A 12,987-nucleotide genomic window follows, 5' to 3' on the forward strand; every position below is an offset into this window, starting at 1 on the left:
AAAATCGTTTCATGAAAGCGCACTAAGTAATGTGCGAGGGCAGCTCTTGATGGATTTTTACAAATGTTTCAAATCAGGTTTTGAAATAACGGATTAACCCTTGATTACTATTAGTCAGCTATTTAATGGCTTGCTTATTAATGGGGAGTTATTTAGTTGTTCCATAGAGCTGTCCGAGCGGGTTGTCGGGGAGTGTTTTTTTGTTAATAGGAATCATTCGTGCGCATTGTGGTTAACTTGTAGGTCCTGCAACTATTGGCATTTGCCGCTATTAACCTCTCGGTAAACAGCGGCGAACTTAATCCGGGAAATGCCTGGTGCCATGAAGTTGCGGTGAGCCACGGCTCACCGCTTGCGGGTGATCAAGCCGCAGGGGCCTGCCCGGCCGCCAGAAACTGCTCGGTGGACAGCACGCTGGCATAGGCGAACGCCAGGGCCGCCATCACCGCACTTTGTACCTGGGCGGCAGGCACGCGCTGGCCAGCGAACTCCAGGTCGAGAGTGGCACAGGCGTCATGGATCACCTTGACCGGGTAGCCCAGGTCGGCAGCGGCCCGGGCAGTGCCTTCCACACACATGTGGCTCATGTTGCCGACGATCACCAGTTCCTCGATGCCCTGCCGCGTGAGCAGCGATTGCAACTCGGTGTCGCGGAACGCGTTGACGAAATGCTTGAGCACCACCGGCTCATCGGCGTGGTTCTGTACCTTGGGGTGCAACTGCGCACCTGGGGAACCGGGAGTGAAGAAGGGAGCGTCGTCGGAGGTGAATTCGTGGCGGATGTGCACCACAGGTTCAGCGTTCTGGCGAAATGCCTGGATCAGCCGGGCGGCGTTGTCCGCTGCAGCGTCGACGCCGATCAGGGGCCACTTGCCGTCGGCGAAGTAGTCGTTCTGGATATCGATTACGATGAGTGCCTGTCTGGCCATGGGTAATACCTGCGGGTGAGTGATTGACGTGGGAGCCAGTATCGCCACCGGTCGTTCCTTCGAGGATTGGCCGCACCGACATTAACCGGGGGAAAACTGACAGTGGGTATTCAAGGCACGCACGCCGAATTGGGGGTACTGCTCTATCCCGGTGTGCAGATGGCGGCGGTACATGGCCTGAGCGACTTGTTCGAGGTGGCCAACCGGATTGCCGGCGAACAGCCGCAGGCGCAGTTGCCGCGGTTGCGCGTCAGCCACTGGCAGGCCAGCGGCGAACTGCCTCCGGTGCGGGTCCACGACAGCCTGGCCGAAGCCCCCGGGGCCTTGTTGGCGGTATTGATCCCGCCTTCGCTGGCGGGCTTCTCAAGCCATCAGTCATCTGCCGCCCTGATGGACTGGCTGCGCCAGCAACACGCCGCCGGAGCCACCCTGGGCGGGGTCTGTGTGGGCTCGATCCTGTTGGCCGAAAGCGGCCTGCTCGATGGCCGCAGCGCCACCACCCACTGGACCTCGGCCCAGGCCTTCGCCGAGCGTTACCCACAGGTGCGCCTGGAAGCGGACAAACCCATTGTCGATGACGGCGACCTGATCACCAGCGCCGGGCTGATGGCCTGGGCCGAGCTTGGTCTGCGCCTGGTGAACCGCTTGCTGGGGCCGAGCATCGCCAGTGCCACGGCGCGCTTTCTGGTGATGGAACACAGTGCCAGCGCGAGCCAGTGCGGCAGCAATTTCGCACCGATCCTCAGCCACGGCGACGGGGCGATTCTCAAGCTCCAGCACTGGCTGCAGGCCAATGGCGCGGTGGATGTTTCGCTGCCGGTGATGGCGCAGCAGGCGGGGCTTGAGCCGCGCACCTTGCTGCGGCGCTTCCGGGCGGCCACCGGCCTCAAGCCGACCCAGTACTGTCAGCACCTGCGGGTGGGCAAGGCCCGGGAACTGCTGGAGTTCACCAACGGCAGCATCGATCACATCGCCTGGACCGTGGGTTATCAGGACCCTGCCACCTTTCGCAGCCTGTTCCGGAAAATCACCGGGCTGGCGCCCAGTGAATATCGCAATCGCTTCGGTGCCACCTCTACGGCTGCAAGCCGGGTACCGTAACCCGGCTGCGGCCTGTTCAGTGGCCGGCCACTGCCCGGACGCTGCCGCCGGCCGGCGCGAACGCTAGCGGGTTGCGGCGATCCAGGTGGCCGCTCAAGACGGTCAGGGCCAGGGCCACCAGCACCACCAGCGCGCCGATCCAGGCGGTGTGGATCAGCCCCAGGTGAGCGACGATCAAGCCCCCCAGCCAGGCTCCACCGGCAATCCCCAGGTTGAAGGCGGCAATGTTCAGGCCGGACGCCACGTCCACCGCCTGGGGTGTGTAGTGCTCGGCCTGACGTACCACATAGACCTGCAGCCCCGGTACGTTGCCAAACGCCACCGCGCCCCACAGCAGCACGGTCAGCAGCGCCAGCCATGGGTTGCCGGCGGTGAGGCTGAGCATCAGCAGCACCGCGGCGAGCAGGGCGAAGATGATCTTCAGGGCGCCGATCGGTCCGCGCCGGTCCGCCAATTTGCCGCCCCAGATATTGCCCACCGCCACCGACACGCCGTACACCAGCAGCACCAGGCTCACGGTGCCGGCGCTGAAGCCGGAAATGTCCTGGAGGATCGGCGCCAGGAAGGTGAAGGCGATGAACGAGCCGCCGTAACCCACCGCGGTCATGGCGTACACCAGCAGCAGGCGCGGTTGCTTGAGCACCTGCAGTTGTTGCAGCAGCGACGCCGGCGGGCGGTGGGTAATGTTCTTCGGCACGAACAACAGGCTGCCGATAAAGGCGATCACCCCCAGGGCGGACACTGCGAGGAAGGTTTCGCGCCAGCCCAGATGCTGGCCGATAAAGGTGCCCAGGGGTACGCCGGTGACCAGGGCCACGGTGAGCCCGGTGAACATGATGGCGATCGCGCTGGCGGCTTTTTCCTTGGGCACCAGGCTGGTGGCGATGGTCGAGCCGATGGAGAAGAACACCCCGTGGGCCAGGCCCGTGACAATCCGTGCCAGCACCAGGGATTCATACCCGGGTGCCTTCCAGGCCAGCAGGTTGCCAAGGGTGAACAGCACCATCAGCGACAGCAGCAACAGCTTGCGCGGCACCTTGCCGCTGAGGGCGGTGAGCACCGGGGCGCCAATCGCCACGCCCAGAGCGTAGAGGCTGACCAGCAGGCCGGCGGACGGCAGGCTGACCCCGAGGTCGGTACCTATGGTGGGTAGCAGGCCAACGATAACGAACTCGGTCGTGCCGATGGCGAATGCGCTGAGGGTCAGCGCGAGCAGGGCAATGGGCATCACTGCAACTCCGGTGAAAGTGGGATTGGCGCGCAGTGTCCGGGTTTGACTCGTGCGGAAAAATAGCCCTATCGGCACAAGATATTTGCCTGTGGGTCAAGGATCCCGGAGCCCGTCGTTCACCGGCGCGCCGGCCCCGGGGGCAACTGAAGCGAACTTGCCGGGCGTTTGCTGATCAGTTCCTTACAGACCCTGCTGAAGGAGCCCTGCGTTGTGTTGAATTTCAAGACCGCGATCTTGCTCGGGATGCTGCTCGTTCTGGGCAGCAGCGAGCTCTGCGCCGCCACTGCCGCAACAGCCCCGGCGGCGGCCCCGGCCAAGCCGGAACTGCTGGTGGAAGGGGGCCTGCTGGGCGCCATCAGTTCGAGCATCGACGATGTCCAGGACAAGCTCGACCTCAATGAAAACCTGATCGACGCCTGGCGCCTGCGGGCCGACCGCGCGGCGGACGAAGTGGGGCGCCTGGTGAACCAACCCTCGGACCGTTCGGGCTGGAGCGTGGCCGGGGATTTCCTCACCTTGTCCGGCACCTGGCTGGGCAGCTTCGCCCTGCTCACGGTGCTGGCCGGGCTGCTGGTACGGCGGCTGAGCCAGCGGCCCTGGCTGCAAGCCCGGCCCCGAGGCCAGGGCCTGTTGGAATACCTGCTGCCTTACACCTTGCCGGCCTTGGTCTGCCTGCCGCTGACGCTTTACGTCAGCCATTCCCTGAACGGTTCGGTGGGGCGGGCGCTGGCCCTGTGCCTGGCCTATGCCACCAGCAGCGGCATCGTCTCGACCTCGGTGCTGTTGTGCCTGATCGTGATGTTCAACGTCGGGCACAAGCGGCCCGCGGTGCGGATCATCCGTGGCTACTGCCCGAAACCGCTGTTTCTGATCGGTTTCCTTGCGGCTCTCAGCGATGCCCTGACCAGCCCGCAGATCGCCCGCCAGCTGGGGGGCAATATCACCAGCAGCGTGGCGGTATTCACCGGCCTGCTGGCCTCGCTGATCTTCGCGGTGCTGGTGATCCGCCTGCGCCGGCCGGTGGCGCACCTGATCCGCAACCGCTCTCTGGCCCAGCGTCTGAAACAGCCGGCGTTGCAGGAGTCGCTGCGGATCTTTTCCGGGCTCTGGTACTGGCCGATCCTGCTGATGGTGCTGGTCTCGGCGGTGAGCCTGATCGGTGCCGGCGAGGACAGCCAGCAGGCCCTGCGCTGCGCCTTGCTGACCACCGTGCTGCTGATCGCCACGGTGTTCCTCAGCACCGTGCTGCAGCACCTGTTCAAGTCCCGTAGCGCCCAGACGATTCAGCGCAGCAGCGCCTACAAGGAGCGTTTCCTGAGCCTGTTGCACGCCCTGCTGCGGATCGTCATGGCCATCGCCTTCATCGAGATCCTCGGGCGCATCTGGGGGATCTCGCTGTTCGAGTTCGCCCAGCGCAATACCGTGGGCCGGGCCATCAGCGACTCCCTGAGCAGCATCGGCCTGATCTTCCTAGTGACCTGGCTGCTGTGGGTGGTGCTCGACACAGCGATCCAGGAGGCCCTCAAGCCACCGGCCAACAAGCGTTCGGCGCGTCAGCCCAGTACCCGGGTCAAGACCATCCTGCCGCTGCTGCGCAATGCGATCAAAATCATCCTGGTGGTGATCTGCGCGATCACCACCATGGCCAACCTGGGGATCAACGTCGCGCCGCTGCTGGCCGGTGCCGGGGTGGTAGGCCTGGCCATCGGCTTCGGTTCCCAGCAACTGGTGCAGGACGTGATCACCGGCCTGTTCATCATCATCGAAGACACCCTGTCCATTGGTGACTGGGTGGTGCTCGACTCCGGCCATGCCGGCACCGTCGAGGGCCTGACCATCCGCACCCTGCGCCTGCGCGACGGCAAGGGTTTCGTGCATTCGGTGCCGTTCGGCCAGATCAAGGCGGTCACCAACCAGTCGCGGCAGTTCGCCTATGCCTTCTTCTCGGTGCAGTTCACCTACGACACCGACGTCGACAAGGCCATCGAACTGATCCGCGAAGCCGGGCGTTCCATCAGCGAGGACAGCTTCCTGCGCTACAACCTGCAAGGCGGCCTGGACGTGTTCGGGGTGGACAAGATGGACCTCAACGGCGTGGTGCTGACGGCCCAGTTCCGCACGGTGTCCGGCGGCCAGTACGCGGTGAGCCGGGCCTTCAACCAGCGTCTGAAAAAGCTTGTGGATAACTGCCCCTGGGTGCATTTCGCCCAGACTTATCCACAGCCGGTGGTGCTGCCGGCGCGGCGGGTGCATGAAGACGAACCGGAACAGGACGACTCGGCGCTGCTGCTCCCCGAATCCCCCCGCCCGCAATGATTGCGCAACGACGGCCAGCGTAAGGGCAGCTGGATCTGGCGCAGGGCTCACGGACCCTTTCGCCGGCAAGCCGGCTCCTACGAGGGTGGGCGTGGATTGTCTGGAAGGGCGCCTGCTGCCTGGGTAGGAGCTGGCTTGCCAGCGAAGAGGCCGCTAGATGTGGCGCAGGGCTCACGGGCCCTTTCGCCGGCAGCCGGCTCCTACGGGGGGAGGTCAGTGCCGGATGAGCTTGTTGCGCAGGGCCTGGGCGGCCTGGGGTTCCAGCTCCAGCCACAGGTGCTGGGTGCCGCCGATGTCGGCGGCCGCCGGCAGGCCGTCGCGGAACACCAGGCGGTTGCCGCTCAGGGCCGGGACCTTGGGCCCGGGCAGCAGGGTCCCGGCAAGGTTCAGCGGGTCGACGCCGCACACCGCGATCAGGCTGCCGTCATGGGGCCGGCGGCGCACTTCGCGCAGTAGCGGTATGGCTTCCGGCAGGGCGAACTGCTCGCCGGCCAGGCCGCTGACGAAGCGCCCGCCGCGAATTTCTCCGCGGGCTTCCAGGCGATGGAAGGTACGCAGCAAATCGCGCCAGTTGGGCAGCCAGTCGGCCTCGCGCTCCAGCAGGCGCCAGAACACCACGCCATAGCGGCGTAGCAGGGTCATGGCCACGTGCTCCAGGGTGGCGGCGCTATCCTCGCTGGCGGCGCGGCGCAACAAGGCCCAGCGCCCCGCGTCGTCCATTCCTCCGACGAAGGCGCCGCGACCCCGTCGGCTGCTGCGGTTCTGGCGCTTGCTGGCCGGGGTGATCAGGGCCCGCAGCCCGGCGAAGCTGTCGGCATTCACCCATCCGGCGCCCACCAGTTCCTGCAGCACGGTTTCCAGTTCGCTGCGCAGCAGGTGGGCTTCTTGCAGCAGTTCATCGAAAAACAGTGCGCCCAGCTGGCTCAGTACGGCGTGAACCTTCTGCGCCTTGGGTGACAGGTCACTGCTGTCGATGGGGCAGGTCAGGGCGTTCCAGAGCGCCACGCGGGCCCGGGGCAGCAACACGATAGGGGTGCTGCGCAGGGCGCTGCCGGCGATCTTGCCGCTGCTGTTGATCCGGCTCCAGACCACCTTGCCGCTGCGGCACAGGTCATCCAGCCAACTGGCGGAGTAATCCTTCAGGCGCGCCGGCAGCAGGTCGCTGTCCCAGGCCGAGGCCGCTGCGGGGTAGCCTTCGAACTGCGCGACCAGCTCGGCCAGCATGGCGCTGCCCTGGCCCTGGGTACCCGGCGACAGGTGCTGCCAGTCGAACAGAAAGCGCATGAAATCCTGCAAGGCCACCGGTTCGATTTCCCGGCGCAGGCGCTTCACCGTGTAGCGGTGGATCCGCGCCAGCAGGTGACGCTCGCACCACTGTTCTTCATCGCCGCCAGGGCTGAAGCGCCCCCGCAGCACATAACCTTCGCTCTCCAGCTGGATCAGCGCCTGGTGGATGCTGGAAGCGGGCAGGCCCAGGGGCGCGGCGATCTGCGCCAGGGTCAGGGGAGCGAAGCCGCTGAGGCGGGCGCGAATCAGCTCCACCAGGGCCGGCTGTGCCTCCCAGGCCTGGTCGAAACCGGGCACCGGTTGCAGCGCGGGTTGCAAGGCGGCCTGAGGGTACAGCGCCCGCAGACAGCAGATGCGCTCCAGGGCCAGCCACAAGCCGCCGCCCGGGCCGGCCTGCAAGCGGCAGGCGCGGCCCTGGCTGGAAAGGGCTTGCAGCCACTCGGGCCAGTGGAGGTTGGCCTGGGCCTCGGCTTCGCTGATACAGGCCAGGCTCATCAGCGCTTCGTGCATTTCATCGGCACTGGCCGGGGCTGGCCAGGCTTCGGCGGCCACCGCGGCAATCGCTTCGGCATCCAGGGCGCCCAGGTCGTCGGTGGCTTGCGGGTCGCTCCAGCGCCGGGCCAGCACCGCCTGGGTACGGCGTTCCTCCAGGGGGGCGTCATCGAGAAAGGTGTAGGGCTTGGCGCTGAGGATTTCCGCCGCCAGGGGCGAGGGCGCCGGCAGTTCGCGGCTGAGCAGGCGCACCTGGCCCTGTTCCATGCGACGCAGCAGGTTCAACCAGCCTTCGCTGTCCATGGCTTCGTGCAGGCAGTCGTCGAGGGTCTGCTCCACCAGCGGATGGTCGGGAATCTCGCGCTCGCCGGCCAGGTTTTCCAGGCAGGCGATCTGGTCGGGAAACACGCTGGCGATCAGGTCTTCGCTTTTCATGCGCTGGATCTGCGGCGGCACTTTGCGCCCGCCGCTGTAGCGCGGCAGGGCCAGCGCCACTCCGGCGTTCCAGCGCCAGCGCACGCCGAACAGCGGTGCGTCCAGCAGCGCCTGGACCAGGATGTGTTCGGCGCTGTTGCTGTGCAGGTAACGCCAGACCTCGTCCAGGGCGAAGCTGTGGCTGGTGGACAGGGAAAGGACGATCGCGTCCTCGCTGGCGGCCGCCTGCAATTCGAAATTGAAGGTGCGGCAGAAACGCTTGCGCAGGGCCAGGCCCCAGGCGCGGTTGATGCGGCTGCCGAAGGGGCTGTGGATCACCAGTTGGGTGCCGCCGGACTCGTCGAAGAAGCGCTCCATGATCAGCGTGTCCTGGGACGGCAGCGCGCCCAGGGCCAGGCGCGCCGGTGCCAGGTAATCCACCAGTTGCTCGGCGCTGGCCAGGTTCAGGCCCAGTTCGTGGTGCAACCAGTGGATGGCCGCTTGCAACTGGCCGGGCGTGGCGCCGAGCAACTCGTCGAGTTGGGCCAGCAGGCGCGCCACGGCACTGGAGAGTTCGGCGCTGCGCCCGGGGGCTTCGCCGAGCCAGAAGGGAATGTTCGGCGGCTGGCCCTGGGCATCCTCGACCCGCACCTTGCCGGTTTCCACCCGCAGGATACGGTAGGAGGTGTTGCCCAGCTGGAACACGTCGCCGGCAATGCTTTCCACGGCGAAGTCTTCGTTGACGCTGCCAATGTTCAGCCCCTGGGGCTCCAGCAGCACGCTGTAGTCGGCGTTGTCGGGGATGGTCCCGCCGCTGGTCAGCGCGGTCAGTTGGGCGCCTCGGCGCCCGCGCAGGGTGCGGGCCAGGGCGTCGCGGTGCAGGTAGGCGCTGCGCAGGCCCTGGCGCCCGTTGAAGCCCTCGGCGAGCATCTGCAACAGCGCCTGGTAGTGGGCCTGATCCAGGTCGGCGTAGGGCGCGGCCTGGCGCAGCATGTCCAGCAGCGCGGCTTCCGACCACTCCTGGCAGCTGACTTCAGCGACGATCTGCTGGGCCAGCACATCCAGGGGGGCATGGGGAATCAGTAGAGTGTCCAGTTCGCCCCGGCGCACGCAGTCGAGCAGGGCGGCGCATTCGATCAGGTCGTCGCGGGTCAGGGCGAACAACCGGCCCTTGGGCGTGCCGCCCACCTGGTGACCGGAGCGGCCGACCCGCTGCAGAAAGGCCGAGATCGAGCGCGGCGAGCCGATCTGGCACACCAGGTCGACATCACCGATATCGATCCCCAGCTCCAGGGAAGCGGTAGCGATCAGCACTTGCAGGTCGCCGGCCTTGAGCCGCTGCTCGGCTTCCAGGCGCTGCTCCTTGGCCAGGCTGCCGTGGTGCGCGGCCACCGCCTGCTTGCCCAGGCGCTCGCTGAGGTGGCGGGCCAGGCGCTCGGCCAGGCGCCGGGTGTTGACGAATATCAGCGTGGTGCGGTGTTCCCTGGCCAGGTTGGCGAGGCGCTCGTACACCAGCTCCCAGACGTCATTGGCCATGACCGCCGACAGCGGCACCGGCGGCACTTCGATGTCCAGGTCCCGGGGCCGGGCGTGGCCGATATCGACAATTTCGCAAGGGCGGCCGTGGCCCACCAGAAAGCGCGACACGGCTTCGATGGGCTTCTGCGTGGCGGACAGGCCGATGCGCAGCAAGGGTTCGGCGCACAAGGCCTGCAAGCGTTCCAGGCTCAGGGCCAGGTGGCTGCCGCGCTTGCTGCCGGCCAGGGCGTGGATTTCGTCGACGATCACGCTGCGGGTGCTGGCCAGCATCCTGCGGCCGGAATCCGAGCCCAGCAGCACGTAGAGGGATTCCGGGGTGGTGACGAGGATCTGCGGCGCGCTCTTGCGCATGGCGTTGCGGTCTTTCTGCGGGGTATCGCCGGTGCGCACCGCGGTGCTGATGGACAGTTCCGGCAGGCCCATGCGGCGCAATTGCTCGGTGATGCCCGCCAGTGGCTGCTGCAGGTTGATCTGAATGTCATTGCTCAAGGCCTTGAGTGGCGACACATACACCACCAGGGTGGCGTCCGGCAGCTGGCCACCGCCGGCCAGCCCCTGGCGCACCAGGTCATCGATCACCGCGAGAAAGGCGGTCAGGGTCTTGCCGGAGCCGGTGGGCGCGGCGATCAGGGTCGAGCGGCGCTGGGCGATCAGCGGCCAGGCGCGGGCCTGGGCTGGGGTCACAGCGGCAAAGGTATGCTTGAACCAGGCGCTGACAGCGGGGTGGAAGCCGTCCAGCACCGGATTCACGGATTGGGCAAGGTTCATGGATGGATTTATGCGGCCGCACCCGGCAACTTGCAAGCACCGTTGATTCCATGGGGCCTCGACACTTTCTGAGTGACGCTTGCGCCACAAACCCGCAAAATGCAACGATTCCGGCAATTATCGACGGCCAGCCCCACGAGACTGGCCGACTCCAACCATCGTTCTGAACAGACTGGGCCTGCTGACTCTATGCGAATGCGCCTTATGTTACTGGGCGGCGGAAATGCCCTTGGGCAGGCGCTGATTCGCCTGGGTGCGGAGGAAGACATCGGTTTCCTCGCCCCCCGTCCGCCGCAAGACGGCTGGGATGCCGCGAGCCTTACGCAACTGCTCGACGACACCCGCCCGGATGCCTTGATCAACCTGGCTTACTACTTCGACTGGTTTCAGGCGGAGAGCGTGAGCGAGGCGCGCTTGAGCGGCCAGGAACGGGCGGTCGAGCGCCTGGCAGAGCTTTGCCAGCATCACAACATCATCCTCCTGCAACCTTCGAGCTACCGGGTGTTCGACGGCTCCCGGGCGACTGCCTACAGCGAAAAGGACGAGCCGGTGCCCCTGGGCCTGCGCGGCCAGGCACTGTGGCGGATCGAGCAAAGCGTTCGCGCCACCTGCCCGCAGCACGTGCTGCTGCGTTTCGGCTGGCTGCTGGATGACAGCCCGGACGGCATTCTCGGGCGTTTCCTGGCCCGGGCCGAATCCCCGGACGAACTGTTGATGGCCGACGACCGGCGGGGTAATCCGACCCCGGTGGACGATGCCGCGCGGGTGATCATCTCGGTGCTCAAGCAGCTCGATTGCGCCGCGCCGCTTTGGGGCACCTACCACTACGCCGGCCAGGAAGCCACCACGCCCCTGGCCCTGGGGCAGGCGGTGCTGACCGAAGCCCGGCAATTGCACCCGCTGGCCATCGAGGCGCCGACCGCCCAGGCCCATGCCGCCAGCGCCGATGCCGCCGAGGAACCGCAGCACGCAGTACTGGCCTGCAAGAAAATCCTTCATACCTTCGGGATCAAGCCGCGCGCCTGGCGTGCCGCGCTCCCGGCTTTACTGGATAGGTTTTATCGTCATGGCTGAAGGCCTCGTATTGATCACCGGCGGTGCCGGCTTCATTGGCTCGCACCTGGCCGACGCCCTGCTCGCCAAGGGCTACGCGGTGCGGGTGCTGGACGACTTGTCCACCGGCAAACCGAGCAACCTGCCGCTGGCTGATCCGCGGGTCGAGCTGATCGAGGGCAATGTGGCCGATGCGTCGCTGGTCAGCCAGGCCATGCAAGGCTGCTGCGCTGTGGCGCACCTGGCAGCGGTGGCTTCGGTGCAGGCCTCGGTGGACGACCCGGTGCAGACCCACCAGAGCAATTTCATCGGCACCCTGAATGTCTGTGAGGCCATGCGTGAGCACGGCGTCAAGCGAGTGCTGTTCGCTTCCAGCGCCGCGGTGTATGGCAACAACGGGGAAGGCCAGTCCATCGACGAGGACACGGCCAAGGCGCCGCTGACCCCTTATGCCTCGGACAAGCTGGCCAGCGAGCACTACCTGGATTTCTACCGGCGCCAGCACGGGCTGGAACCGGCGATCTTTCGCTTCTTCAACATCTTCGGCCCGCGCCAGGATCCCTCTTCGCCCTATTCCGGGGTGATCAGCATCTTCAGCGAACGGGCCCAGCAAGGCTTGCCGATCACCGTGTTCGGCGATGGCGAGCAGACCCGGGATTTCGTCTACGTCGGCGATCTGGTTCAGGTGCTGGTGCAGGCCATCGAGGCGCCGCAGTTGGAAGTGGGAGCGGTCAACGTTGGCTTGAACCAGGCCACGACCCTCAAGCAGATGCTCGCGGCCCTGGCCGAGGTGGTGGGTGCCTTGCCACCCATCAGCTACGGCCCGGCTCGGGCGGGCGATATCCGCCATTCGCGGGCTGGCAACCAGCGCCTGCTGCAGCGCTTCAAGTTCCCCGAGCCGACCCCGATGAGCGTCGGCCTCGCCCGCCTGATGGGGCGCTGAGGGAAAACACGCACATGAAAAAGGCGCCTTGCAAGGCGCCTTTTTTATTGCTGGCGGGTTTAGAACTTGTAACCCAGGCCCACCATGTAGACCCATGGGTCGACGTCCACATTGACCTTGGCACGAGTGCCGGCGGCCAGGGCGTTGTTGTCCACGTAGGCGCGGGTATCGATGTCGATGTAGCGTGCCTGGGCGTTGATCATGATGTTGTCGGTCAGCATGTAGTCGGCACCGATCTGCCAGGCCAGGCCCCAGGAGTTCTTGGCGCGGAAGTTGTCGAAACCTTCGGACTGGGCGCGGCTGCCGACGTGCTCGTCGTAGATCCAGGTGTAGTTGATACCGGCACCGACGTAGGGTTGGAACACCGACTTGTGGTCCAGCGGGTAGTACACCACGCTCAGGGTCGGTGGCAGGTGCTTGAGAGTACCCAGCTTGCCGTTGGCCGGAGCCAGGGACGTGTTGCGGATCTTCACGTCGTGTTCGAACGGGGTGGCGGCCAGCAACTCGATACCGATGTTGTTGGTCAGCATGTAGGCGAAGTTCAAGCCCAACTGAGTGTCGCTGTCCATGGTCGCCTTGCCGCCCAGGTTGGCGCCAGCCAGTGGGCCGCTGTCGACCTTGACGTCGGAGCTGTTGGCTTTGGGTTTGACGGTAATCGCACCGGCACGAACGATGATGTCACCAGCTTCGTGGGCGTTGGCAATCGGGGCGGCGAGTGCGAGCGCGATCAGGGAGGCGCTAAGCAGAGACTTGTGCATGGGAGCTCCAAAGGACGATTCAGATTGGCTATGTCCAATGGTAAGGATCGTCAAGTTGACCGCCTTGACTCAGCTCAATGAAATGGCAAACCCCGGTTGGCGGGGTGAACTATTCTTTTGCCCCGCACTCTTTTGACGTTCCCCGGGCGTCGCCCG

General features: G+C 65.8%; 8 protein-coding genes. 4 read left to right on the forward strand and 4 right to left on the reverse strand.

Going from position 1 to position 12,987, the window contains the following annotated elements:
- Window positions 1–362: 362 nt before the first annotated feature.
- Window positions 363–929, reverse strand: coding sequence for a cysteine hydrolase family protein (locus AC07R1_RS27230; protein WP_011063754.1), 567 nt, complete (start codon window positions 927–929; stop codon window positions 363–365).
- 159 nt (window positions 930–1,088) lie between these two features.
- On the opposite strand from AC07R1_RS27230, the gene AC07R1_RS27235 reads away from it, so the two are divergent.
- Window positions 1,089–2,030 (forward strand): GlxA family transcriptional regulator, encoded by a 942-nt coding sequence (locus AC07R1_RS27235; protein ID WP_217438384.1) that lies wholly within the window; start codon window positions 1,089–1,091, stop codon window positions 2,028–2,030.
- A 16-nt stretch (window positions 2,031–2,046) separates the two neighbouring features.
- On the opposite strand, the gene AC07R1_RS27240 is transcribed toward AC07R1_RS27235, so the two are convergent.
- Entirely contained in the window at window positions 2,047–3,258 is a 1,212-nt protein-coding gene (locus AC07R1_RS27240) for an MFS transporter (protein WP_041120030.1), read from the reverse strand.
- A gap of 213 nt (window positions 3,259–3,471) precedes the next feature.
- On the opposite strand from AC07R1_RS27240, the gene AC07R1_RS27245 reads away from it, so the two are divergent.
- A complete protein-coding gene (locus AC07R1_RS27245) occupies window positions 3,472–5,577 on the forward strand; it encodes a mechanosensitive ion channel family protein (protein ID WP_041120721.1) in 2,106 nt (701 codons plus the stop codon).
- 213 nt (window positions 5,578–5,790) lie between these two features.
- Here AC07R1_RS27245 and AC07R1_RS27250 read toward each other — a convergent pair whose 3' ends face one another.
- Window positions 5,791–10,077 (reverse strand): DEAD/DEAH box helicase, encoded by a 4,287-nt coding sequence (locus tag AC07R1_RS27250; protein WP_370058126.1) that lies wholly within the window; start codon window positions 10,075–10,077, stop codon window positions 5,791–5,793.
- Window positions 10,078–10,266: 189 nt separating this feature from the next.
- Here AC07R1_RS27250 and AC07R1_RS27255 point away from each other — a divergent pair, with 189 nt between their 5' ends.
- Window positions 10,267–11,151 (forward strand): sugar nucleotide-binding protein, encoded by an 885-nt coding sequence (locus AC07R1_RS27255; RefSeq protein WP_036995925.1) that lies wholly within the window; start codon window positions 10,267–10,269, stop codon window positions 11,149–11,151.
- The gene (locus AC07R1_RS27260; protein WP_011063749.1) at window positions 11,144–12,073 is read left to right on the forward strand and encodes an NAD-dependent epimerase/dehydratase family protein; all 930 of its coding nucleotides are present in this window, start codon (window positions 11,144–11,146) and stop codon (window positions 12,071–12,073) included. Before AC07R1_RS27255 ends, AC07R1_RS27260 begins: the two co-directional genes overlap by 8 nt.
- 59 nt (window positions 12,074–12,132) lie before the next feature.
- Here the strand turns inward: AC07R1_RS27260 and AC07R1_RS27265 are convergent, their stop codons facing one another.
- Window positions 12,133–12,831: an OmpW/AlkL family protein gene (locus tag AC07R1_RS27265; RefSeq protein ID WP_011063748.1), complete on the reverse strand. Its 699-nt coding sequence runs from the start codon at window positions 12,829–12,831 to the stop codon at window positions 12,133–12,135.
- Window positions 12,832–12,987: the final 156 nt, after the last annotated feature.

Source organism: Pseudomonas sp. GW821-FHT07F01 (assembly GCF_059418825.1).

Bases quoted from the DNA above. Each gene is read 5' to 3' on its own strand.
- AC07R1_RS27235 (WP_217438384.1), top strand. From the start codon at position 1,089: ATGGCGGCGGTACATGGCCTGAGCGACTTGTTCGAGGTGGCCAACCGG.
- AC07R1_RS27240 (WP_041120030.1), bottom strand. From the start codon at position 3,258: ATGCCCATTGCCCTGCTCGCGCTGACCCTCAGCGCATTCGCCATCGGC.
- AC07R1_RS27265 (WP_011063748.1), bottom strand. From the start codon at position 12,831: ATGCACAAGTCTCTGCTTAGCGCCTCCCTGATCGCGCTCGCACTCGCC.
- AC07R1_RS27230 (WP_011063754.1), bottom strand. From the start codon at position 929: ATGGCCAGACAGGCACTCATCGTAATCGATATCCAGAACGACTACTTC.
- AC07R1_RS27255 (WP_036995925.1), top strand. From the start codon at position 10,267: ATGCGAATGCGCCTTATGTTACTGGGCGGCGGAAATGCCCTTGGGCAG.
- AC07R1_RS27260 (WP_011063749.1), top strand. From the start codon at position 11,144: ATGGCTGAAGGCCTCGTATTGATCACCGGCGGTGCCGGCTTCATTGGC.
- AC07R1_RS27250 (WP_370058126.1), bottom strand. From the start codon at position 10,077: ATGAACCTTGCCCAATCCGTGAATCCGGTGCTGGACGGCTTCCACCCC.